We start from the raw sequence: 22,563 nt of genomic DNA on the forward strand, positions 1-22,563 counted from the left end.
TCGGGGGCACGGCTGCATGATGTGGTGGCCGCGTTGCAACGCGCCGCGTCCGAACTGTCGGCGGATCTGCTGCCGCGCGCCTGAGCGCAGGCAGGTCGCAGCCACAGCCACAACCACAGCCCCAGCCCCACCCACCGCGCCAGCCCCACGCCCCCCACACCGCCCCCACCCCACCCCCGCCCCGCCCCCCCCCCCCACCCCCACCCCCCCCCCCCACCCCGCCCCACCCCCCCCCCCACCCCACCCCGGCCCCCCGCGGTCCCGCTCGCCCCGCCGCTACCCTTCAGCGTCGTAGGTGCCGGCCAGCGCGCGGGCGGCCTCTTGCATGCGGGGCAGCCAGCCGCGCGCCCCGTCGATGGACAAGCGGGCCACCGGCGCGTGCAGCGCCACGGCGGCGATCACCCGCGAGCCACGCAGGATCGGCACGGCCATGCAGACGATGCCCAGCAGGAATTCCTCGCGGTCAAAGCTGGCGCCTTCCTTCTTGATGGCCCGCAGCTCGTTTTCCAGCGCGCCCACCTCGCACAACGTGTTCGGCGTGTAACGCGGCAGGGGCGCGGCGGCCAGCAGGCGGGCGCGCGCCTCGCGCCGCATGTGCGCCAGAAACAGCTTGCCGCTGGCCGAACAATGCAGCGGCACGCGCGAACCCGTTTGCAGGTTCACCCGCAGCGGCCAGGCGGTTTCCACGCGGTCGAGGTAAATGACTTCGTCGCCATCCAGCATGGTGCAGTTACAGGTTTCGCCGATTTCGTCGACCAGGCTGTCCAGGATGCGGTGGCGTTCACCGCGCAAGGGGGAATTGAGCAGCGTCTCGCGGGCCAGGGCGCTAAGGCGGGGGCCGCTGACATAGCTTTTGCCGGCGGGTTCGCGCAGCAGCATCCCGGCGTCGACCAGCCGCGTCAGGATGCGCAGCACCGAGGGCTTGGGCAGGCCCGTCGCGTCGGTCAGGGCCGCCAGCGACACCGGCGCGTCGGACCGGGCTACCTGTTCCAAGAGGGTCAGCGCGCGTAGCGCGGCAGAGGATTCGTCTTTCATCTTTCAATATTTGAAGATTCAGCTGCCAGCGCGCCATCGTCGTACGGATTTTGCAGAAAATGGAACGCAGTGGGATGGGAAACGCGGGATTTCTCCGGCAGTATCGATTCACCCCGGCCACGATGCAAGCACGATGCAGGCAACCGCCCCGCGTGCCACCTCCCACAGCGCCGGCCTGCCAGGAGACACACCATGAGCAGCAAGCAACACATGACCCCCAGTGAAGCGTTCGTTGAAACGTTGGTCGCGCAGGGCGTCAAGGACGTATTCGGCATTGTGGGTTCGGCCTTCATGGATGCGCTGGACTTGTTCCCCGCCGCCGGCATCCGCTTCGTGCCCACCGTGCACGAGCAGGGCGCCGCCCACATGGCCGACGGCTATTCGCGCGTGACCGGCCGCCACGGCGTGTGCATCGCCCAGAACGGGCCGGGCATCACCAACTTCGTCACCGGCGTGGCGGCGGCGTACTGGGCGCACAGCCCCGTCGTGGCGATCACGCCCGAAACCGGCACCGCCGGCATGGGCCTGGGCGGTTTTCAGGAAACCGAGCAGCTGCCCATTTTTTCCCGCATCACCAAGTACCAGGCGCACGTGAACCGGCCGGATCGCATGGCGGAATTCACCGCCAAGGCCTTTGACAACGCGATGGCCGAACGCGGCCCGACGCAGCTGAACATCCCGCGCGATTATTTCTACGGCGAGATCGATGTGGCCATCCCCGAACCGCGCCGCGTGCGCCGGGGGCCGGGCGCCGAAGAAGACCTGGAAGCGGCGGCGCGGCTGCTGGCCGAGGCCAAATTCCCGGTCATCGTGGCGGGCGGCGGCGTGCTGTTTTCCCAGGGCCAGGCGGAATGCGTGGCCTTGTCCGAACTGCTGGGCGCGCCGGTCGTTACCAGTTATCTGCACAACGACGCCTTTCCCGCGAGCCACCCGCTGTGGTGCGGCCCGCTGGGTTATCAAGGGGCCAAGGCCGGCATGAAGCTGCTGTCGCAAGCCGACGTCGTGCTGGCGCTGGGCACGCGGCTGGGGCCGTTCGGCACCTTGCCGCAGCACGGCCTGGACTACTGGCCGCAGGGCGCGCGCATCATTCAGGTGGATGCCGACCACCGCATGCTGGGGCTGGTGCGGCCCGTGTCGGTCGGCATCTGCGGCGACGCCAGGCCCGCCGCCGCCGCGCTGACCGAAAAGCTGAAGTCGCGTGACGTCGCTTGCGTGCGCACCAAGGCCGCGCGCGGTGACGACATCGCCTCGCAAAAGGCCGCCTGGGAAGCCGAGCTGGATGGCTGGTCGCACGAACGCGACGACTGGAGCCTGGACATCATCGAACAAGGCGGCGGCCGCATGCACCCACGGCGCATGCTGCGCGAGCTGGAACGCGCGATGCCCAAGCATGTCATGGTGTCCACCGACATCGGCAACATCTGCTCGGTGTCCAACAGCTATCTGCGCTTTGACGAGCCGAACTCCATGCTGGCCGCCATGAGCTTCGGCAACTGCGGCTACGCGCTGCCCGCGTTGATCGGCGCCAAGCTGGGCCGCCCGGACCGCCCGGCCGTGGCCTATGTGGGCGACGGCGCGTGGTGCATGAGCTTTCAGGAATTGCTGACCTGCGTGCGCGAAAAGATCCCGGTCACGGCCGTGGTGTTCCACAACGGCCAGTGGGGCGCGGAAAAGAAAAACCAGGTGGACTTCTATGGCCGCCGCTTCGTGGGCAGCAATCTGCTGAACCCGAATTTTTCCGAGCTGGCGCGCGCCATGGGCGCCGAGGGCATCCGCGTCGAACACGCGGACCAGGTGGGCGCGGCGTTGCAGGCGGCGTGCCAGGCGCAGTCCGAAGGCAAGACGACGGTGCTGGAAATGATGGTCAGCCAAGAGCTGGGCGATCCGTTCCGACGCGACGCGCTGAAGCAGCCCGTGCGCTTTCTGGACAAGTACAAGCGCTACGTCAATCAGCCGTTCCAGGCGGGCGAGGTGCCGTTGCCGATCGATCCGGTTGGGCGTTAAGGCCAGCCGCCGCCAGAGACCAGGAGCCCGCCGTATGGCTAGCGATCAATTGTTCGCGCCGCTGCGCGATGCCGCGCTGTCGGCGGGCCGCTTGCGCACGGCGGTGGCGTACCCCATGTCGGCCTCCAGTCTGGATGCCGCCGTGCAGGCGCAACGCGCCGGCCATATCGAGCCGGTGCTGGTGGGGCCGGCGCGCAAGCTGCTTGACCGCTTGGCACAGGCGGGCTTGCGGCCGGGCGACTTCGACATCGTCGACACGCCCGATGACGAATGCCTGGCCGCGCAGACGGCGGCGGGGCTGGCGCGCGACGGCGCCGTGCAGATGTTGATGAAGGGCAGCCTGCATACCGAACACTTCATGGCCGCGGTGGTGTCGCGCGAATCCGGTTTGCGCACGAGCCGGCGCGTCAGCCATGCCTTTGTGATGGGCGTTGCCGCCTACGCCAAGCTGTTCATCCTGACGGACGCGGCGGTCAACATCGCGCCCACGCTGATGGAAAAGGCCGACATCGCGCAAAACGCCATCGACCTGGCGCAAGCGCTGGGCATCGGCCGGCCCAAGGTGGCGGTGTTGTGCGCCACGGAATCCGTCAACCCCGCCATGCCCGCCACGCTGGACGCGGCGGCCCTGTCCAAGATGGCCGACCGCCAGCAGATACGTGGCGGCGACATCGATGGCCCGCTGGCGTTCGACAACGCCATTTCGCGACAAGCGGCGCGGGAAAAGGGCATTGTGTCGCGCGTGGCGGGCGACGCCGACATCCTGCTGGCGCCCGATATCGAAGCGGGCAACATGCTCTACAAGGAGCTGACCTGGCTGGCCGGCGCGGACACCGCCGGGCTGGTACTGGGCACGCGCGTGCCGGTGCTGCTGACCAGCCGGTCCGACTCCGTGCAGGCGCGCGTCAACAGCTGCGCCATCGCGGTGCTGCACGCCCGTGCCTTGCTGGCAGCACGCGACGCTTGAACCCGGAAAATTCTGGTGCAAGCGATTTGCCGCGTCTGGTTCTAGACCCTGCCACCCCCGCCACGTACCTTGAGTCCAGACGCCCGCGCGCGCTTTGCGACGGGTATTTCGACACAGGGAGCTGGCAATGCCAAACACCGTCACCGCCGACATGCTGGCCGAATTCGCGGCCGCCTGGAACCGCCACGATATCGACGCGCTGATGCGCTTCATGACGCAAGACTGCGTGTTCGAGACCGTAGGCGGACCGGACGCCTGCGGCAGCCGGCACACGGGGGCGCAAGCCGTCCGCACGGCCTTCGCGGCGGCCTGGAAAAACTTCCCGGATGCGCAATGGAACAACGGCCGGCATTGGGTGGCGGGCGATCGTGGCGTGTCGGAATGCACGTTCACGGGGACGGCGGCCGACGGCACGCGCGTCGAGGCCGACATGGTCGATATCTTCACCTTTCAAGACGGCAAGATCCGCGTGAAGAACGCGTTTCGCAAGCAGCGGCCCGCCTTGCCCGCCCGGGCGTGAGACGCGCATGGATACCCAAATGTCCTTCGACACTACGCGCCCGGCGCCAGCCGCCGCCCCACGCGTCAACGCCTACAACCCCACGTACGACCCGCTGGTGTCGCCACCCGGCCAGGGGCAGGACTACGCGCCCACCTACTGGGTCGCCACCGCGGGCGCACCGCCCGAAGACGATGGCCCCATCCAGGGCGACGTGGATGCCGATGTGGTGATTGTGGGTTCGGGCTTCACGGGCCTGTCCGCCGCGCTGACGCTGGCGCGCGACTTCGGCGTGCGCGCGCTCGTGCTGGACGCCAACCGCGCGGTGTGGGGCTGCACCAGCCGCAATGGCGGGCAGGGGCAGAATGCCTCCGGGCGTCTGTACCGGTCGCAATGGATCGGCCGCTGGGGCATGGATACCGCCAAGCGCCTGGACGCCGAAATCCGCGAAGGCTTCGAATACTGGAAAAGCCTGGTGGCCCAGGTCGATTGCGACGCGCAGCCCGGCGGGCATCTGTACACCGCGCATCGGCAGAAGAAGATGGCGTTCCTGGCGAACGAGGCGCGCGTCATGCGCGAGGTGTTCGGCTACGACGCCCGCATGCTCAGCCAGGGCGAGTTGCGTGAACGCTATGTGCACGATCACGAGGCCGTCGGCGCCATGCACGAGCCCGACGGCGTGGGCGTGCATCCCTTGAAGCTGGCGTATGGTTATTTGCGCCAGGCGCGCGCGCTGGGCGTGTGCGTGCATCCGTCCAGCCCGGTGCTGGGCTGGCGCCGCGACAACGGCGCCATCGCCCTGCAAACCCCGGCGGGTGTAGTGCGTGCGCGCCGCGTGGCGTTCGCGACCGGCGGCTACACGGCGCAGGGCATCAACCCGCTGCTGGACAATCGCATCATGCCGGTGCTGTCCAATTCCATGGTGACGCGTGTGCTCTCGGACGCTGAGCGCGAGGCCGCCGGCCTGAAAAGCACCGTGTTCATCACCGACACCCGCACCTTGCGTTTCTATTACCGCCTGCTGCCCGACGGCCGCATGCAGATCGGCAGCCGTAGCGCCTTGCGCGGCGCCGACGCCCAGCACCCGCGCCACCTGGCCTTGCTGCGCGAGGGGCTGGCGCGCAAGTTTCCGTCGCTGCGTGATGTCGAGGTGGCGTATTCGTGGTGGGGCTGGGTCGACGTCAGCCACGACATGATGCCGCGCGTAACGCAGCCCGACCCGTCCCAGCCCGTGTACTACGCCTTTGGCTACGGCGGCAACGGGGTGGCGTTCTCGGCCCAGGCCGGCAAGCGGCTGGCCCAGCGGATGATGGGCCAGGACGGCGCGCCCTGGAACCTGCCCATCTACGATTCACCGCTGCCCGGGCACCTGTTCGCCCCGTTCAGGCGGCTGGGGCAGGGGCTGCTGTATCGCTGGTATCACCTGCGGGACGAGCATCTGTAGCGTGCACAGGTGTCGTGCATCGGTGGCGGGGCCCCCGTAGCGTGCAAGCTGAACCGCGTGCCGAACGCGGCCCGCGCCTACGCCGCCGCCCGCAGCCGATACCGGCGCACCACCTGCGCCAGTTTTGCGATGCCCGGTTCGATCAGTTCGGGCCGTATCGACGTGAATCCCACACGCAGGAAGTTGCGGGGCGCGTCGGCCCCGTTCATGAAAAAGACGTCGCCCGGTTCCACCACCACGCCCTCGGCCAGCGCCGCGTCGGACAGCTGCGCCGCGTTCAGCCAGGGTGGGCCTTGCAGCCAGCACGACGACGACCCCGTGATGGGCGTGGGCGTGAAGTCGGGCAAGTGGCGGGCCAGCGCGTGCGCCAGTTCCGCGCCGCGCCGCTGATACGCCTGCGATTGCTTGCGCAGCAGTGAATGGTGATGGCCCAGCGAAATAAACAGCGAAAACGCGCGCTGGATGTACGCGGACGGGTGCCGCAGCATCAGCCGGCGCAGCGCGCGCAGTTCGCGGGTCAGCTCGCGCGGGGCAACGATATAGCCGATGCGCAGGCCCGGCGCGAACGACTTCGCCAGGCTGCCGACATAGATCACCCGCCCGTCACGGTCCTGGCTTTTCAGCGCCGGAATCGCGCCTTCGCCCCAGCGGCTTTCGCTTTCGAAGTCGTCTTCGATAATCATGCTGTCGGCCTGTCGCGCCAAGGCCAGCAGGGTTTCGCGGCGTTCCATCGACAGCGTGACGGTGGTGGGGCATTGATGCCCCGGCGTCACAAACACATAGTCGCAGCCCAGCAGATGCGTGCCCGTGCACAGGCCGCCTTCGTCCACCGGCATCGGCAGCAAGTGGCGCGTATGGCTGGCAAAGATGTTGCGAGCGTCGGGGTAGCCGGGGTCTTCCATGCCGACCACGGTGTCTTCGTTGACCAGCAGGTCCGCCAACAGATATAGCGCGTGCTGCGCACCCACGGTGATCACGATTTCTTCGGCATCCGCCCACACGCCCCGGCGCGGCAATACCTGCGTGCGGATCTGTTCGATCAGCGCGGGGTCGTCGTGCGTGATCAGGTCGGGCGCCCAACTGCGGATGTCCAGTACCGACAGCGCCTTGATGCAGCATTCGCGCCATTCGGCGGTGGGAAACAGGTCTGCGTCGAACTGGCCGTACACAAATGGGTAGGGCTGCTTCTGCCAGTCTTGCGGCTTGGTGATATTGCGCTGTTGCGATGGCCGAAAGCGCAAGCGCTCGTCCCAGCGCACGCGTTGCGGGGCCTCAACGTCCAGCATGGCGGCGGTCGGGTCGGGCACCGACCCCGAATGCCCCTGCATCACTGAATCGCAAACGAAATGGCCGCTACGTTCGCGCGACACCAGATACCCTTCGCTGACCAGTTGCTGGTACGCAAAAACCACCGTGTTGCGCGCAATGCAAAGCTGGTCGGCCAACTGGCGGCTGGACGGCACCGGCATGCCGGGCGGCAGGTGCCCGCTAAGAATGGCCGACACCAGCATCTGGCGCACGCGGCCTTGCAGGCTGAGGTTGGGCGCGCTTTCCCGTTCGAACAGGCGTTCCCACATCACAGGCTTTTGCATCGCGGCCTGGCTGGACATGACGGCTCCTTGTGATGGCGGCGCGGGGCCTCAAGGCAAGGGCCGCCGCGCGATCCGGTAGGTAGGATAGAGGACGCCCCTTTGGCGCGGAATGGGGGATTGCCCTGCCGGGCGCGTGCAGCGGCCGGGCAGGTCAATCGGGGCCGCGCCATCAGCCCGCCCCATCAGCCCGCGCGGCTAGATGCGTCCCTTCCAGGGGATGGCAAATTTCTCCACGTACCGCACCAGCAGATCGAAGGCGAAGGCGAATACGCCGATCACGATGATGCCCATGATGACGATGTCGCTGGCCAGGAACTGCGCGGCGTTCAGCACCATGAAGCCCAGACCCCGGTCCGCTGCCACCATTTCAGCGGCCACCAGCGTGGTCCACCCCACGCCGATGCCGATGCGCAGGCCCGTGAAAATCTCGGGCATGGCCGCCTTCAGGATCACGTGCCAGACGATCTGCATCGGCGTGCCGCCCATGGCGTAGGCCGCATGGATCTGTTCGATGGATACCGACCGCACCCCGGCGCGCGCCGCGATCGCCATGGGTGCAAAGATCGCCAGATAGATCAGCAGGATCTTCGGAAATTCCCCGATGCCGAACCAGATGATGATCAGCGGCAGGTACGCCAACGGCGGCAGGGGGCGGTAGAACTCGATGGGCGGGTCGAAGATGCCGCGCGCGTAGCGGTTGACACCCATCAGGATGCCGACCGGCACCGCCGTGATGCAGGCCAGGAAGAATGCCGAGAACACGCGTGTCAGGCTGGCCATGGCGTGTTCGGCCAAGGTGGAATTGGCCACGCCGTCGGTCATGGCCGACACGAACTTGTCGTACACGGCAAAGGGCGATGGCAGGAACAGCGGCTTGACCCAGCCGGTGCTGGTCACCAGGAACCACAGCGCCACCAGCGCAATGCTGGTGATCAGGCTGATGTGGCCGCTGTAGCCCGCGCCGGGGGCGCCATAGACCTTGCCGGGGGCGGCCGGCTTGCGGCCCCCGCGCGGTTCACGCATGGGCCGGCTCGCGGGCGGACTCGTGGGCGGCAAGCTCGTCGCCGTAGATGATGCCAAGGACTTGCTCGCGCATGGCGATGAAGTCGGGGCTGGATTTGATGCGGCGGCCATCGCGGGTCTCCAGGTAGCGCCGGTTGAAATCCGGCGTGAAGGTGTGCGTGATGCGCCCCGGGCGCGGCGACATGACGATGAGCCGCGATCCCAGGAACAGCGCCTCTTCCACGCTATGGGTAATGAAGAAGAACATCTTGTTGGTCTGGCGCCAGATATCCAGCAGCAGTTCCTGGATGGTTTCACGCGTCAGCGCGTCCAGCGCCGCCATGGGTTCGTCCATCAGCAGCATGGCGGGGTCGCAGGTCAGCGCGCGCGCAATGCCCACGCGCTGCTGCATCCCGCCGGACAGCTGGTAGATCATGTGGCGGTGAAAGTCCTGCAAGCCCACCAGTTCCAGGTTGCGGCGGGCGCGGGCGCGCCGCGTTTCCTTGTCCACGCCTTGCAGCTTCAGGCCGAATTCCGTGTTCTCCAGCACGTTCAGCCAAGGCAGCAGGGCGTGCTTCTGGAACACCACGCCCCGGTCGGCGCCCGGGCCAATGATGGGCCGCCCGCCCAGCGTAATCTGCCCTTCGGTAGGGGACAGAAAGCCGGCAAGCAGGCTAAGCAAGGTGGTCTTGCCGCAGCCCGACGCGCCCAGCGCCACGACGAACTCGCCGGGCTCGATGGTCAGGTTGACGTCTTGCAGCGCGATGACCGGCCCGCTGTCGTGCAAGCCGGGATAGGTGACGCTGACATGGTCCGCGCGCAGCGCCTGGGCGGCGGGCAGGGTCGGGTGGTTCATGCGGATTCCCCTTGTAACGGGACGCCCGCGTCTAGGCGGGCGTCCTTCCCGAAGACAGCCGGGCTACCTACTTGGCCGCCGCCTTCGCGTACTGGTCGGTCACGTGCGGGCTGTAGTCGGTCAGCGCCCGGTCGATCTGCTTCTGGTCCTTCAGGAACTTGGCGCTGGCGTCCAGCGCGCGCACCGCGCCGGATTCCTTGCCGCCACCCAGCCATGTCGGCGACGCCTGCTCTTGCGCGGTCGGGAACACCAGCAGCTTGAGCGCCCCGATGATGTCGTCCGGCTTGCCGCCGATCAGCCGCACGATGCCTTTGACCTGGGGCGATTCCGCCGTCCACTTGGCGCCGTTGGCCTGGTAGTCGGCATAGGACTTGGCCAGCACGCCGGTGAAGGCGGCCATGAACTTCGGGTTCTTCGCGGCCCAGGCGCGGTCCACGACGATGCCGTCGAACGTGGGCACGCTGGCGCGGCCGATGGCTTCGGAATCGGCAATCACCTTGCCGGTCTTTTCGATTTCAGTCAGCGCGGGCGGCCAGACGTAGGCAGCGTCGATGTCGCCGCGCTGCCAGGCGGCCACGATCTGTGGCGGCTGCATGTTCAGGATGCGCACGTCGCGCGGGTTGATCTTCCATACCTGGTCCAGGCCCACCAACAGGTGAAAGTGCGACGTCGATACAAACGGCGTCGCCACCCGCTTGCCCTTCAAATCAGCCGTGCTGTTGATGCCCGAGCCGTTACGCGCCACCAGTGCTTCGGACTTGCCGATGTTGTCCAGGATCCAGAACAGTTGCAGGTCCACGCCGCGCGTGGCGGCCGATGTGATGCCGGTCGACCCCAGCACCCCCACCGGCACATTGCCCGAGGCCAGCGCCGTGGAAATATCCCCGCCGGACGTGAACTGCCGCCAGTCGACCTGGTACCCGGCTTGCTTAAATGCGGCATCGAAACTGCCATCGGCAATGGACGACAAAAACGGACCCACGATCTGTTGATAGCCCACTACCAGCTTGGTCTGGGCGTAAGCGGGCGCGGCCACCAGCGCAGCGGCAAGGCCGGCCAGGGTGCAGCGGCGGATGAGGCGGTAAATCGCGTTCATGGTGATCTCCGAAAGAGAGTGGGCCGCGCCCCGACGCGACCGGCTTTGTGCCGGTGCGGCCTGGTGCCAGTTTGCCCGGATAGGGCCAGAACGCTAGGTCCAGATGGGCGGTTCAGTAGGTGCCAAAGCGGCGACCCGAGCCGCGCGCGGGCGGGATGTGCCCATGGTGGTTCCCGGCATCGTCCAGCGGCTATCGGCCAAATGCCCGAGGCCCGCGCCAGCGCTCGTCGATAGCACCAAAGCATCGCTTTCGCGGTGACGGAAATGTCATTCATTTGTTAACGATTTGTCGGAGGCGCTGGGATACATTCGTTTCGTCCGACCCAGCGGGCGCGGTGGACACCCCAGGCCCTCAGTCCCCGCTGGCGCGCGTTGCTGCCCCGGGGTCATGAATTCCTTCGAGGTCGTATGTTCACTCACTTGAAAGTCCGCAGCTGTCTGGGCATTTTGCTTGCGCTGTTCTTCACCGGCATGCTGGTCGCCAACGGCGCGGCCTGGCTGGACACACGCTCCAGCAACGCCAAGCTGGGCCAGGTCAACGAAGCCTATTCAATGCGCGTCGTGCCCGTCTACGAGGCCTACACCCTGATGCTGCGCGCGCGCCTGGCGATGGACGCCGCGATGATCAACCGGCAGGTCGGCCGCACCACGGAAAGCGATGCCGACGCCGCGCGTGCCGAAGACCTGTGGCGACGCTCGCGCGAGCGGTTCGATGCGTTCGCCAGCGAGGTGCGCGCGCCCGCGTTGCAGGAAAAAGCGGCCCCGGTGGCGGCCGCGTTCAAGCTTTACGACTCGTTGGCCGCCGAACAGTTCGAATCCATGCGCGGCCAGGACGCCCGGGCGTTCGCCTTGCAGATGGACGCGGTGCAGGGCGCCCACCTGGCGTTCGACCACGAAGTGGCCGGCTATCTGCGCTATGTAGACGCCCAGACCAACGGCTTTGTCGAAGCCGCCGCCACCCAGCACGTGCGCGCCAATACGCTGATCGCGGCGCTGCTTGCCGTGGCCGTGTTGCTCAGTATCGGCGCGGCGCTGTTTGTCAGCCGCTCGGTGTTACGCCCCTTGCTGCGCGCCGGCGCGCATTTTCAAAGCATCGCCGACGGCAATCTGACCAACCCGATCGAGATCAAATCGCACAATGAAATGGGTCAACTTTTTCTTGGCCTGCAACGCATGCAGGCCAGCCTGGCCAAGACGGTCGCCGCCGTCCGCCAAAGCGTGCACCAGATCAGCCACGGAACGCGCGACATCGCCGAAGGCAATGTGCTGCTGTCGTCGCGTACCGAACAGCAAGCCGCTACCTTGGAAGAAACGGCGCTGTCGATGGGCCGGCTGGCGGTAACCGTCAAGGAAAACGCCGACAACGCGCTGCGCGCCAACCAGCTGGCCGAAGGCGCGTCGCAGGTGGCGGGGCGGGGCGCGGCGGTGGTGGCCGACGTGGTCGGCACCATGCAGGACATCAGCGCCAGTTCGGCCAAGATCACGCACATCGTGTCGGTCATCGACGGCATTGCGTTTCAAACCAACATCCTGGCGCTGAACGCCGCCGTGGAAGCGGCGCGCGCGGGGGACCAGGGCAAGGGGTTTGCCGTGGTGGCCGGTGAAGTGCGGGCGCTGGCGCAACGCAGCGCGCTGGCCGCGCGCGAGATCAAGCAACTTATCGCCGACTCGGCCGGCCGGGTGCAGGCGGGCGCGCAGCAGGTGGCGCTAGCCGGCGAAACGATGCGCGAAATCGAAAGCGCCGTGCACCGGGTGACCGACATCATGGGTGAAATTGCCGCGGCATCCAGCGAGCAGGCCCAAGGCATCGACCAGGTAAACCTGGCCGTGTCCAGCATGGACGAGGCCACGCAACAGAACGCGGCGCTGGTCGAGCAGGCCGCCGCATCGGCGCGCGCGCTGCGCGACCAGGCCGAAGGTCTGGCGCAAACCGTCGCCGTTTTCACCGTATCGCCGCGCGTGGTCATCGAGATGCCCGATGCGCGTGTGTCGAATGCATCCACGGCAAACCCGTCGACCCCGGCCCGGGCGGCCGCGCCGCGCAAGCGCGTGGCGTTGCAGCGCCCCGCAGCGGCGCCCGCGCCGGCGGGCCTGGGTGCGGCCGTGCAGGACGATTGGCAGGTGTTCTGACGAAGCGGCGCCGGAAGGAGGATCTGGCGCCCGCCCGGTAGTATCCGCTGGCCGGTTCCGTGGGGATAGGCCAGCGGTCGATCAACGCTACGCACGTGCGCAAAGCCGGGCAGCCGGTCGGCCGCGTGCCCTCACGACAAGAAGAAAACAATGAGCGATTTCGACATGGTGATACGCGGTTCGCTGGTCAACGCCGATAGCATTCTGGAAGACGGCTGGTTGGGGATCATGGACGGCAAGATCGCGGCAATGGGCAGCCACAGCCCGCCCGCCGCGCGGGATCTGGTGGACGCGCGCGGCTTGTGGGTGCTACCGGGCGCCGTCGACAGCCGTACGTATATCGGCGGCTGGGCCGATGGTTGCGGCATCCGCCGCGCCTCCCGGGCGGCAGCCGCGGGCGGTGTGACCACGCTGGTGGACATGCCTTACGAACACGCCGAGGTGGTCGCCAGCCGCGCGCAGCTGGATGCGATGGTCTTGCGCATCGGGCGTGAGGCGCATGTGGACGTGGCGGTGGCGGGCACCGTCAACACCCAGCACGGCCTGGATGCCGCTGACGCCCTGGCCAGCGGCGGCGTGTGCGCCTTTTCCATTCCCACGTTCGAGCACGAGCGCAACCGCTTTGCCCATCACGAAAGCGATTTATTGCAGGCTTTTCAGGGCATTGCGCGCTTCGGCCTGGCGTGCAGCATGCACAACCACGCGCGGCTGACGGCCAGCCGTAACGCGCGGCGCTTGCTGGATGCCGGCCGGGCGGGCCGGGAAGTGCTGGCCCGCGCCAACCTGCCCCTGATCGAAGGCTTGACCACGCGCCTGCTGTGTCGCGTCGGCGCGGCGGCCGGGGTGCGCATGCAGGCGGCGGATGTGTGGTCCGAAGAAGGCTATGCCATGTGCGCCCGCTACCGCCAGGCCGGGCACTGGGTCACCATCGAGACCAGCCTGCGCAGCCTGGTCATGAGCACCGAAGACGCGATGCAGCAGTTTGGTGGATCAGCCGACGACTACCCCTTGCTGCGTCCCAGTGTCGAGGTCGACGCCCTGTGGCGGCGGCTGGCCACCGACATGTGCACCTTCGTGTCGAGTGGATACCAGGCGCGCGGCGACGACGCCGGTGATGACTCGGCCCCCACGGTGGACTACGGGCCCGACCTGCTTTTGCCCGCGCTGTGGTCCGGCTGCGAATCGCGCGGCCTGTCGCCCACGCTGGTGGTCCGACTGCTATCGCAAAAGCCCGCCGAACATTTCCTGCTGGACGACCGCAAGGGCTCGTTCGATATCGGCAAGGACGCGGACTTTGTTGTGCTGGCGCCCGGGCGGTCGGCGGCGCAGCCAGAGCAGGCGCTAGGGCGGCCCTACACCGTGCATGTGTTTGGCACGTGGCGGCGCGGCGAACTGGTGTATGACGGCAGCCAGGTGCAAGGCGAACCGGGCAAGGGCCGTTACCTGCGGCCGCGCGCCACGGTCCGTGAGGAGCGTGGCGCGATGATGATGTGACGCAAGAGCCGATGCGCGCCGGGCGTGAGCGCGGCGCGCATCAATCAGTAGGGCGGGTCGCGTTGTTCCAGGACGTAGCCCAGGCCCCAGACGGTGTGCAGCAGGCGCGAACTGAAGGGATCGTCCATTTTCATGCGCAGCCGGCGCACGGCCACGTCGATAGCGTTGGTGCCACGGTCAAAGTTGATGCCCCACACGTGCGCCGCCAGGTTCATGCGCGACTGCACTTCGCCATGCTTGCGCATCAGCCGTTCAAGCAACGCGAATTCAATCGCGGTCAACCGGATGCGTTGGCCTTCGCGCAAGGCCTTGCGGCTTAGCAGTTGCAGTTCAAGATCGCCCACGCGCAAGACGTGTTGCGTGCTGGGCTCGTCGGCCGGTGAGGATCGCCGGTTGATCGCCTTCATGCGCGCGACCAGCTCGCAGGTGGCATAGGGCTTGGCCAGGTAGTCGTCCGCGCCTTCGCTCAAGCCTTGCACGCGGGCTTGCAGTTCGTCGCGCGCCGAGACGATCAGCACCGGCACATTGCTTTCCTTGCGCAGTTCCCGCAGCACGGTGAAACCGTCCATCACGGGTAGCTGCACATCAAGCAGGATCAGGTCATAGGGAAATGTTTTTGCAATGCGTAGGCCGCTAACTCCGTCGGTGGCAATGTGGACGATCTGGCCTTGCTCGGCAAGCGTATGGCTCAGTGCTTCCGCCGAGGTCTTGTCATTGTCGATTACGAGGACTTTCATGGGTTGCTGCATCGAATGGACGCCGCTGGCTTGCGGGGCCGCGCCAAGGCGCGAACCTGCAAATTGACGGTCTTGTGCAAACGGACTGGCGCAACGATTGCAGCGATGAAGCGTGCACGCCAGGCGACCCGTCATGCTGACGGCTAATAACGCTCTTGTGAATTGGAAGAGTCTTAAAAATGCCCCGACCGGCAGGCCGGTCGGGGTAAAGCTGCTGCGAACGGTGTGTCAGATCGGGGGGGGGAAGGCGACGACACCGTTTTTGCTGCGACGACTGCAACTTCAAACAACAACTAGACATCTCACGACGTTCGCTTTCGGAGGCTGTGGCGGCTCCGATTGCTAGGCCGCGGTTCGCAGCGTAATGATTGTGAGGGGGCTGCGAATGACTTCAATGTAGAGCGCGTCGGCGCCCTCCGTTCGCTTGAAAACGGAGGCTTGCGGCGGGGATTTGGGGCATTTCAATTGCCCGTGATACGCCGGTCGATTCCGCCAATTCAGGCGGATATCCGGGCGGGTACGCGCAGGCGCAGCAAAACGAGGCGATGGGCGCGAAATGCCATCGTGCAATCCACCGAGCAAGGACGTCCGCGGGTGCTATCTCCGCGGATTCAATGCCAAGTGAAACGGGCGGTGCAGCCAGCTTGGCCGCACCGCCCGTTGTGGCGTGCTGGAACGATCAGCGGATCAGGCTGAGGAATTCGGCGCGGGTGGACGGGTTGTCATGAAATTCGCCCAGCATCACGGACGTGACCATGGACGAATTCTGCTTTTCAACGCCGCGCATCATCATGCACATGTGCTGCGCTTCGATCACCACGGCCACGCCGGCCGCGCCGGTCACCTTCTGCACGGCCTCGGCCACCTGGCGGCTGAGGTTTTCCTGGATCTGCAAGCGGCGCGCGTACATTTCAACGATGCGGGCCACCTTGGACAGGCCCAGCACCTTGCCCGCCGGCAGATACGCCACGTGCGCCTTGCCGATGAAGGGCAGCATGTGGTGTTCACACAGCGAATACAGTTCGATGTTCTTGACCAGGACAATTTCGCGCGTATCGGACGTGAACAGCGCGCCGTTCACGATTTCGTCCAGGTTCTGCGCGTAGCCCCGGCACAGGTGGCGCATGGCCTTGGCCGCGCGGGCGGGCGTATCGGCCAGCCCTTCGCGGCTTGGGTCTTCCCCTAGCGCTTCGAGAATGGCGGTGTAGTTCTTTTCCAATGACATGGGGGACTCCAGGGGCAACACGTTCATCGTGGCATTGTCGCGTGCCGCGTCGGCGACGCGGGAATGCAGGCAAGTCTACCGCAGCGCGCGCTTGCAATCATGGGTAACCCCACGCCATGGGCGGTTCATAGGTGGGTCAGGGCAGGGTAAAAGCCGCATTCATGCGCCGCCCGGCCCAGCCTTCGGTACGCTCGTCAAACCCCCCGGTTTTCCACCGCGTACTTAATCAGTTCGGCCTGCCCGTCGATACCCAGCTTGCGCTTGATGTTCAAGCGGTGCGTTTCCACCGTGCGCACCGACAGGCCCAGCGCGTGCGCGATCTGCTTGTTGGCCTGGCCGGTGGCGATGTGGCGAAGCACGTCGCGTTCCCGTTGCGTCAGCAAGGTGGCCGGAGCGCTGGCCTGTGACAGGCGCACCGCGACGGACGCGCTGAAATAGCTGCGGCCTTCCATCACGGCGCTGATCGCCGTCACGATTTCCTCGGCCGGCTCATCCTTGAGCAGATAGCCGCGCGCCCCGGCCTTGACCGCCTGCACCATGTATTCCGGGTTGTCGTGCATGGTCAGCACCAGGACGGCAATCTGCGGATAGCGTTCGTGCAGCTGCGCCGTCAGTTCCAGCCCGCCGCCGCCCGGCATGTTCAGGTCCATCAGCGCCAGGTGGGGCAGGGTGTCGCCAAGCGGGGCTTCGGCCTGGCACGCGGCCAGGAATGCCAGCGCGGCGGCGGCGTTGCCGGCTTCGCCCACGACCTGAAGGCGGGGCACGGTTTCCAGCCGCAACCGCAGGCCGTCGCGTACCAGCGGGTGGTCGTCAACCAGCAACAGTCGAATGGCGTCGGGCGTGGAATTCATGCGGGGCTCGTTGAAGGGGGAAGGGCGGTCGGGGGAAGGGCGGCCGGGGGCAGCGGCAGCCAGGCCTGCAAGGTCGTGCCTTGCTGGCTGGAATGAAAACTCAGGTTGCCTGACAGCGCGTTCAGGCGTTCGCGCATGTTGCGCAGCCCGATGCCGCGTCGCGGGTCTTCCTGCACCTGTGCATAGTCAAAACCGCGTCCATCGTCGGTGATGGTCAGGCGCAGATCGTGCGCCGAATAGGCCAGCGTCATGTCGGCGCGCGTGGCGTGGGCATGGCGGATCACGTTGGTCAGCGCTTCCTGCGTCACGCGGAACAGCGCGGTGGCGTAGGCGTCCGGCAGCTTCACAGGCTGGCCGGTGGTGGACAGGCGCACGGCCAGCGGCGGCGCGCCGTCCGTGCTGGGAATGGCGAATTCCCTGCCCAGATGTTCCAGCGCAGCGGGCAGGCCCAGGTCGTCCAGCAGGGTGGGGCGCAGGTTATGCGAAATGCGCCGCACCTCGCCCACCGCCGTGTTCAGCCGGTCCAGCGCGCCGCCCAGCGGCTTGTCGATATGGGCATGGGCCTGGGGTTCGGCCGGCGGCGCCTGCCGTAATCTTTCCCGGGCGGCTTCCACCGATAGCTTGATGGACACGAGCACCTGGCTGATGCCGTCATGCAGCTCGCGCGACAGGCGCGCGCGCTCGTCCTCCTGCGACCGCACCACCTGCTGGGCCATCAGGCGCAGCTTGGCGTCGGACTGCCGGTGGTCGCTGATGTTCAGCGCCAACCCACAGGCCGCCACAAACAGGATCGACACCACGGCAATGCCCGCCACCCAGGCGAACATGCTGCGGATGTTGGCCTGCGCGGCGGCATCGATACGCACCAGCGCCTGCTCCACGTCATCCAGATAGATGCCGGTGCCCAGCATCCAGCCCCAGCGGTCCAGCACGACCACATAGCCCAGCTTTTCCACGGTCTGGTGCGTGGACGGCTTTTCCCACAGGTAATGCACCACTTCGCCTTGCTGCCCGCCCTGGCGCGCGGCCGCCAACAGGTTCTGGATGACGGCTTGCCCGCGCGTGTCGCGCAGGTTCCAGAGGTCTTGCCCCACCAGCTCGGGCTGGCGCGGGTGCATCAGGTTCTTGCCTTGCAGGTCGTAGACGAAGAAATAGCCATCGTGGCCGAACTCCATCTGCGCCAGCAGTTCCAGCGCTTTCTGGCGCGTGGCTTCGTCGTCGCCCGTGGCCTGCAACGGCGCCACGGCGCTGTAGGCAAGGCTGACATAGTGGCGCAACTCGCTTTCCTTGCTGGCCAGCCAGGCGCTTTCCACCACCTGCTTTTCGCGCTGGGCCAGCTGCAAGCCCTGCACGTAGACGGCCACGGTGATGGCGGCCAAGGCCACCAGCAACGGCACCGCTGCCAGCAGCAGGATCTTCAAGCGCAGCTTCATGGGAATTCTGTCTAAGGGGTGATTGGTGCGCCGCCGCATTGGGGCGGCCTGACGGAGGATGTTGATTAAAAGCGAGGATTCACCGGATTCCGCCATTTTATGTTGCGGCGCATTGCGTAGTAATACGTACCCGGATTGCGTAGTTCCGCGCTTGTTGGCGGGGGGGCAAAACGAAATACTAACGCCCGCGTCCAGCAGGACGCAGCGCGGGCGCTTGCGCACCCGCCACCCCACAACAATGAGTCTGCCTTCCGCGAGACGAAAAAAGCGTTTCACGCCACAAGCATGGCGGGAGGCAAGAGGAGCACTTATGCAAACCAGCAGTAAGGGACTGGGTCAGCACCTGGTCTGGCTGGCGGTTGCGGTACTGGGCGCGTTTGCGCTGGGCACCGTGGCGCTGGCCAGAGGAGAGACCATCAACGCGCTTTGGGTGGTAATTGCCGCCGTCTGCGTCTACCTGATCGCATACCGCTACTACAGCCGCTTCATCGCAAAGAACGTGTTCCAGCTGGATGCCTCGCGCATGACGCCGGCCTGGAAGCACAACGACGGCCTGGACTACGTGCCTACTAATAAGCACGTGCTGTTCGGCCACCACTTTGCCGCCATCGCCGGCGCCGGCCCCTTGGTGGGCCCGGTGCTGGCCGCGCAGATGGGTTATCTGCCGGGCATGCTGTGGATTCTGGCGGGCGTGGTGTTCGCCGGCGCCGTGCAGGACTTCACCATCCTGTTCATCTCGACCCGCCGCGACGGCCGTTCACTGGGCGACCTGGTCAAGTCCGAGCTGGGCAAGATCCCCGGCGTGATCGCGCTGTTTGGCGCGTTCATGATCATGGTCATCATCCTGGCCGTGCTGGCGCTGATTGTGGTGAAGGCGTTGACGCATTCGCCGTGGGGCACGTTCACGGTGGCCGCCACCATCCCCATCGCGCTGTTCATGGGCGTGTACCTGCGCTACATTCGCCCGGGCAAGATCGGCGAGGTCTCCATCATCGGCTTTGTGGGCCTGATGGCCGCCATCACCTTCGGCCAGGACGTGGCCGCCCACCCGGTGATCGGCCCCATGTTCGATTTCGACGGCAAGGGCCTGACCTGGATCCTGATCGTCTACGGCTTCATCGCCGCCGTGCTGCCCGTGTGGCTGCTGCTGGCCCCGCGCGACTACCTGTCCACCTTCCTGAAGATCGGCACGATTCTTGGCCTGGCGATCGGCATCGTGGTCGTGGCGCCGGAACTGAAGATGCCCGCGCTGACGCAGTTCGTGGACGGCACCGGCCCGGTCTGGTCGGGCAACCTGTTCCCGTTCCTGTTCATCACCATCGCCTGCGGCGCGGTGTCGGGATTTCATGCGCTGATCGCCTCGGGCACCACGCCCAAGCTCATCGAAAACGAAATGCAGGCCCGCTACATCGGCTACGGCGGCATGCTGATGGAATCGTTCGTGGCCATCATGGCGCTGGTTGCGGCTTGCGTGATCGAGCCGGGCATCTACTACGCCATGAACAGCCCGGCCGCCGTCATCGGCACCACGCCGGACCAGGTTGCACAAGTGGTCTCCAGCTGGGGCTTCGTGGTCACGCCGCAAGACCTCATCCAGACCGCCAAGGACGTCGGCGAAAGCACCATCATTTCGCGCGCGGGCGGGGCGCCCACGCTGGCCGTCGGCATGGCGCACATTCTGCATCAGGCCATTGGCGGCCCGGGCATGATGGCGTTCTGGTATCACTTTGCAATCCTGTTCGAAGCGCTGTTCATCCTGACCGCCGTCGATGCGGGCACGCGAGCCGGCCGCTTCATGCTGCAAGACTTGCTGGGCACTTTCGCGCCTTCGCTCAAGCGCACCGATTCGCTGCCCGCCAACCTGATCGCCACCGGCTTGTGCGTGGCGGCCTGGGGCTACTTCCTGTACCAGGGCGTGGTCGATCCGCTGGGCGGCATCAACACCCTGTGGCCGCTGTTCGGCATCGCCAACCAGATGCTGGCCGCCATTGCGCTGACGCTGGGCACCGTGGTGCTGTTCAAGATGAAGCGCGACCGCTACGCCTGGGTCACGATCCTGCCCACGCTGTGGTTGCTGGCGTGCACGCTGACCGCCGGCTGGCAGAAGCTGTTCCATGCCGATCCGCGCGTCAGCTTCCTGGCCCACGCCAACAAGTACAACGCCGCCATCGCGCAAGGCAATGTGCTGGCGCCCGCGCATTCGCTCAAGGAAATGTCGCGGGTCGTGGTCAACGACTACATCAACGCCGGCCTGTGCGCGATCTTCATGTTCGTGGTGATCAGCATCGTGGTCTTCGGTGTGAAGTCGGTGCGGCGCGCCCGCGCCGAGAACAAGCCGACGTCCCGCGAGACGCCGTACGAAGCGCTGCCGGCCGCCGCCGGCGCCGACTGACCCCCAACGGAGACGCCGCATGCTGTTCAGCAACATGACCTCGGCAGCCGGCGCCGCCGGCCGCTACCTGGGCCAAACGCTACGGTTGATGGTCGGCGTGCCCGACTACGAAACCTATGTCGAGCACATGCGGCGCACCCACCCGGACCAGGAGCCGATGACCTACGAAGCCTTCTTCCGCGAACGCCAGGACGCGCGATACGGCGGCAAGAAGCGAATCGGCTGCTGCTGAGGTTGAGTGAAAACAGAAAACAAGCCCCCGTGTGGGGCTTGTTTATTTTGGGGTGGGGGTGGTGGAAGGCAGGGGATGCCCGACAAGCTGCGGGGTCATTCAACGACCCGAACCTGGGCGCGAATCTCCACCTAGGTACACCGCCAGCCGCGCCTGATAGGCGAAAGAATCGGCGTTCGAACTCATCGTTAACTCCGCACTCTGTTCAGGGTGTAAAGCACGTCGCGCCATTCCGCGGTATCCAGCGCCGCAAAAGAACCCAGTAGCCGAGCCTTGCCGGCCACCGCCTCTTGAATGCACTGCTGAATACGTGGGTGCGTTTCCAGATGCGGGTGCACCGTCAGATGCTTCAAGGCAAAGGTCACGCGGTCCGAGGCGTTGCGCAGCCCCAGCGCATGGGTGCGCCGCAGATGCGACAAGACCTTGGCAGCCGCGTGCGTGGCGGGGCCGGGCTTGTCCTGCATTAAGGGCGCCAGCACGCGCGCGTCGGCTGGCATCGGCTGATCGGCCAGCCGCTTCCACGCGGTCAACACGTTGCCAACCAGCGGCGCCAGGTGCTGCGCGTTCATGTCCGCCGTGTCGAAAATTGGCGTCGGCGTGTTGTTGTGGCTGCGCAGCTGCAACAAGCGGCCCGCGCTGTTCGGCACGATCCACTGCGTGATGGGGTTCAACCACGAGCCCATGCGCTCGCGCAAACTAACGGCCAACAACTCCAGCCGCAACGGTTCGAATAGGGGTATGACGCGCTGGGCATCCTGATCGGGCACCAGGCAGCGCTGCGCCAGGTCCTCGGCCAATACAGCCAAAGGCGAAGGGCTGTTCAGCCAACCGCACACCATGCGCTTGCCGCCGATGGGCTCGGCCAGCGCGGTGTTGACCGTCAGGCGCAGCACGTCCCGATCGAACCGCTGGCCCGCTTCAGCCAACGTGATCAGCTTGGGACAGGCGGACGTGTCGTGTGCCAGATCCGCACGCAAAACGGGCGCGATAGCCTCCGCTGGAAACCGCGCCAGCAGCTTGTCGGGATGCAAGGGGCTATCGTCGGCGCGATCAGCCTGGGGATCGATCAACAAATAAAAGCCCTGGTCGGCGTTTCGGGACCGGGCAAGCAAAGCCGCAAACGATGTCATCGTGGCGGCATCCGGCAAGAAGCCGGACAGCGGCAAAGTGCGTGCGTAGGCATAGCGTTGTCCTGGTTGCGCGGCGCGGCCACAAGGGCAGGGCGCCTTTCAAAAAGAAGTGCTGCCAGGACTAATGCAATATCCATGCCATGCGCGGCGCTGGCATAAAACCCTCAACGCTATCAACGGCTTACGAACGTATCGTGTGTGGCAGCCAGCGTGTTGCACTGTCTGCGATTTGAAATTGACGGGGTTTTTACCGAGAACCGAGCCAGTTTTGGCCCGATAAAAACTAAGCGCCGCCTTATCAACGACTTACGGCAGGTGGTAGTTTTGTTGTCATTCGCCACAAAAACCACCCGAGAGTGCGCTTTAACTCACACCTGCGGAGGACGTCGCTCACTCGCGATCGGCGCCTGTGCAGTCCCCCCTGCGACTCGACATCTGCGCCGC

The 22,563-nt window shown here is 66.2% G+C and carries 18 protein-coding genes; 8 read left to right on the forward strand and 10 right to left on the reverse strand.

What is annotated here, in order from left to right; genetic code table 11:
* Positions 1 to 276: 276 nt before the first annotated feature.
* The gene (locus AC6LJY_RS26925) at positions 277 to 1,035 is read right to left on the reverse strand and encodes an IclR family transcriptional regulator (protein ID WP_046806837.1); all 759 of its coding nucleotides are present in this window, start codon (positions 1,033 to 1,035) and stop codon (positions 277 to 279) included.
* 192 nt (positions 1,036 to 1,227) lie between these two features.
* Here AC6LJY_RS26925 and xsc point away from each other — a divergent pair, with 192 nt between their 5' ends.
* The 4 genes from xsc to AC6LJY_RS26945 all read left to right on the forward strand — a co-directional run bounded on the left by xsc (position 1,228) and on the right by AC6LJY_RS26945 (position 5,949).
* On the forward strand, positions 1,228 to 3,039 hold the full coding sequence (xsc, locus tag AC6LJY_RS26930) for a sulfoacetaldehyde acetyltransferase (RefSeq protein WP_498137170.1): 1,812 nt from the start codon (positions 1,228 to 1,230) through the stop codon (positions 3,037 to 3,039).
* The gene (locus AC6LJY_RS26935; RefSeq protein WP_498137171.1) at positions 3,029 to 4,006 is read left to right on the forward strand and encodes a bifunctional enoyl-CoA hydratase/phosphate acetyltransferase; all 978 of its coding nucleotides are present in this window, start codon (positions 3,029 to 3,031) and stop codon (positions 4,004 to 4,006) included. The genes xsc and AC6LJY_RS26935 overlap by 11 nt, the downstream gene beginning before the upstream one ends.
* Before the next feature lie 127 nt (positions 4,007 to 4,133).
* A complete protein-coding gene (locus tag AC6LJY_RS26940; RefSeq protein ID WP_314364148.1) occupies positions 4,134 to 4,526 on the forward strand; it encodes a nuclear transport factor 2 family protein in 393 nt (130 codons plus the stop codon).
* A 19-nt stretch (positions 4,527 to 4,545) separates the two neighbouring features.
* Complete coding sequence (locus AC6LJY_RS26945; protein ID WP_498137172.1) at positions 4,546 to 5,949, forward strand: NAD(P)/FAD-dependent oxidoreductase; 1,404 nt, start codon at positions 4,546 to 4,548, stop codon at positions 5,947 to 5,949.
* 77 nt (positions 5,950 to 6,026) lie between these two features.
* On the opposite strand, the gene pdxR is transcribed toward AC6LJY_RS26945, so the two are convergent.
* The 4 genes from pdxR to tauA form a co-directional block, all read right to left on the reverse strand.
* Positions 6,027 to 7,559, reverse strand: coding sequence for a MocR-like pyridoxine biosynthesis transcription factor PdxR (gene pdxR, locus AC6LJY_RS26950; RefSeq protein ID WP_498137173.1), 1,533 nt, complete (start codon positions 7,557 to 7,559; stop codon positions 6,027 to 6,029).
* A gap of 177 nt (positions 7,560 to 7,736) precedes the next feature.
* Positions 7,737 to 8,564 carry an ABC transporter permease subunit gene (locus AC6LJY_RS26955; RefSeq protein ID WP_104145673.1) on the reverse strand — a complete coding sequence of 276 codons (828 nt, stop codon included), beginning with the start codon at positions 8,562 to 8,564 and terminating at the stop codon, positions 7,737 to 7,739.
* Positions 8,557 to 9,399, reverse strand: a complete 843-nt coding sequence (locus tag AC6LJY_RS26960; RefSeq protein WP_219992293.1) for a taurine ABC transporter ATP-binding protein — start codon at positions 9,397 to 9,399, stop codon at positions 8,557 to 8,559. The genes AC6LJY_RS26955 and AC6LJY_RS26960 overlap by 8 nt, the downstream gene beginning before the upstream one ends.
* Before the next feature lie 67 nt (positions 9,400 to 9,466).
* The gene (gene tauA / locus AC6LJY_RS26965; RefSeq protein ID WP_314364154.1) at positions 9,467 to 10,495 is read right to left on the reverse strand and encodes a taurine ABC transporter substrate-binding protein; all 1,029 of its coding nucleotides are present in this window, start codon (positions 10,493 to 10,495) and stop codon (positions 9,467 to 9,469) included.
* A gap of 408 nt (positions 10,496 to 10,903) precedes the next feature.
* Between tauA and AC6LJY_RS26970 the strand changes: the two genes are divergently transcribed.
* Together AC6LJY_RS26970 and AC6LJY_RS26975 are read left to right on the forward strand one after the other, a co-directional pair.
* On the forward strand, positions 10,904 to 12,625 hold the full coding sequence (locus AC6LJY_RS26970; RefSeq protein ID WP_498137174.1) for a methyl-accepting chemotaxis protein: 1,722 nt from the start codon (positions 10,904 to 10,906) through the stop codon (positions 12,623 to 12,625).
* Between the two features lie 150 nt (positions 12,626 to 12,775).
* Positions 12,776 to 14,119 (forward strand): amidohydrolase family protein, encoded by a 1,344-nt coding sequence (locus tag AC6LJY_RS26975; protein WP_498137175.1) that lies wholly within the window; start codon positions 12,776 to 12,778, stop codon positions 14,117 to 14,119.
* Between the two features lie 44 nt (positions 14,120 to 14,163).
* On the opposite strand, the gene AC6LJY_RS26980 is transcribed toward AC6LJY_RS26975, so the two are convergent.
* The 4 genes from AC6LJY_RS26980 to AC6LJY_RS26995 all read right to left on the reverse strand — a co-directional run bounded on the left by AC6LJY_RS26980 (position 14,164) and on the right by AC6LJY_RS26995 (position 18,365).
* Entirely contained in the window at positions 14,164 to 14,856 is a 693-nt protein-coding gene (locus AC6LJY_RS26980; protein WP_046806862.1) for a response regulator, read from the reverse strand.
* Positions 14,857 to 15,535: 679 nt separating this feature from the next.
* Positions 15,536 to 16,081, reverse strand: coding sequence for a GTP cyclohydrolase I FolE (folE, locus tag AC6LJY_RS26985; protein ID WP_006219193.1), 546 nt, complete (start codon positions 16,079 to 16,081; stop codon positions 15,536 to 15,538).
* Between the two features lie 194 nt (positions 16,082 to 16,275).
* Complete coding sequence (locus tag AC6LJY_RS26990; RefSeq protein WP_046806847.1) at positions 16,276 to 16,932, reverse strand: response regulator; 657 nt, start codon at positions 16,930 to 16,932, stop codon at positions 16,276 to 16,278.
* Positions 16,929 to 18,365, reverse strand: a complete 1,437-nt coding sequence (locus AC6LJY_RS26995; RefSeq protein WP_498137176.1) for a cache domain-containing protein — start codon at positions 18,363 to 18,365, stop codon at positions 16,929 to 16,931. Before AC6LJY_RS26995 ends, AC6LJY_RS26990 begins: the two co-directional genes overlap by 4 nt.
* 310 nt (positions 18,366 to 18,675) lie before the next feature.
* Between AC6LJY_RS26995 and AC6LJY_RS27000 the strand changes: the two genes are divergently transcribed.
* Both AC6LJY_RS27000 and AC6LJY_RS27005 read left to right on the forward strand, forming a co-directional pair.
* Complete coding sequence (locus tag AC6LJY_RS27000; protein WP_498137177.1) at positions 18,676 to 20,757, forward strand: carbon starvation CstA family protein; 2,082 nt, start codon at positions 18,676 to 18,678, stop codon at positions 20,755 to 20,757.
* Positions 20,758 to 20,776: 19 nt separating this feature from the next.
* Positions 20,777 to 20,989, forward strand: coding sequence for a YbdD/YjiX family protein (locus tag AC6LJY_RS27005; RefSeq protein ID WP_104145677.1), 213 nt, complete (start codon positions 20,777 to 20,779; stop codon positions 20,987 to 20,989).
* 188 nt (positions 20,990 to 21,177) lie between these two features.
* On the opposite strand, the gene AC6LJY_RS27010 is transcribed toward AC6LJY_RS27005, so the two are convergent.
* On the reverse strand, positions 21,178 to 22,062 hold the full coding sequence (locus AC6LJY_RS27010; RefSeq protein WP_498137178.1) for a hypothetical protein: 885 nt from the start codon (positions 22,060 to 22,062) through the stop codon (positions 21,178 to 21,180).
* Positions 22,063 to 22,563 lie beyond the last annotated feature (501 nt).

This window comes from Achromobacter sp. RT286_PF (genome assembly GCF_059760425.1).

Excerpts from the sequence above, each read along its gene's own strand:
- AC6LJY_RS26990 (WP_046806847.1), bottom strand. The coding sequence starts at position 16,932 with ATGAATTCCACGCCCGACGCCATTCGACTGTTGCTGGTTGACGACCAC.
- AC6LJY_RS26995 (WP_498137176.1), bottom strand. The coding sequence starts at position 18,365 with ATGAAGCTGCGCTTGAAGATCCTGCTGCTGGCAGCGGTGCCGTTGCTG.
- pdxR (WP_498137173.1), bottom strand. The coding sequence starts at position 7,559 with ATGTCCAGCCAGGCCGCGATGCAAAAGCCTGTGATGTGGGAACGCCTG.
- AC6LJY_RS26940 (WP_314364148.1), top strand. The coding sequence starts at position 4,134 with ATGCCAAACACCGTCACCGCCGACATGCTGGCCGAATTCGCGGCCGCC.
- AC6LJY_RS26975 (WP_498137175.1), top strand. The coding sequence starts at position 12,776 with ATGAGCGATTTCGACATGGTGATACGCGGTTCGCTGGTCAACGCCGAT.
- xsc (WP_498137170.1), top strand. The coding sequence starts at position 1,228 with ATGAGCAGCAAGCAACACATGACCCCCAGTGAAGCGTTCGTTGAAACG.
- AC6LJY_RS27000 (WP_498137177.1), top strand. The coding sequence starts at position 18,676 with ATGCAAACCAGCAGTAAGGGACTGGGTCAGCACCTGGTCTGGCTGGCG.
- folE (WP_006219193.1), bottom strand. The coding sequence starts at position 16,081 with ATGTCATTGGAAAAGAACTACACCGCCATTCTCGAAGCGCTAGGGGAA.
- AC6LJY_RS26945 (WP_498137172.1), top strand. The coding sequence starts at position 4,546 with ATGTCCTTCGACACTACGCGCCCGGCGCCAGCCGCCGCCCCACGCGTC.
- AC6LJY_RS26925 (WP_046806837.1), bottom strand. The coding sequence starts at position 1,035 with ATGAAAGACGAATCCTCTGCCGCGCTACGCGCGCTGACCCTCTTGGAA.
- AC6LJY_RS26955 (WP_104145673.1), bottom strand. The coding sequence starts at position 8,564 with ATGCGTGAACCGCGCGGGGGCCGCAAGCCGGCCGCCCCCGGCAAGGTC.
- tauA (WP_314364154.1), bottom strand. The coding sequence starts at position 10,495 with ATGAACGCGATTTACCGCCTCATCCGCCGCTGCACCCTGGCCGGCCTT.
- AC6LJY_RS27005 (WP_104145677.1), top strand. The coding sequence starts at position 20,777 with ATGCTGTTCAGCAACATGACCTCGGCAGCCGGCGCCGCCGGCCGCTAC.
- AC6LJY_RS26960 (WP_219992293.1), bottom strand. The coding sequence starts at position 9,399 with ATGAACCACCCGACCCTGCCCGCCGCCCAGGCGCTGCGCGCGGACCAT.
- AC6LJY_RS26980 (WP_046806862.1), bottom strand. The coding sequence starts at position 14,856 with ATGAAAGTCCTCGTAATCGACAATGACAAGACCTCGGCGGAAGCACTG.
- AC6LJY_RS26970 (WP_498137174.1), top strand. The coding sequence starts at position 10,904 with ATGTTCACTCACTTGAAAGTCCGCAGCTGTCTGGGCATTTTGCTTGCG.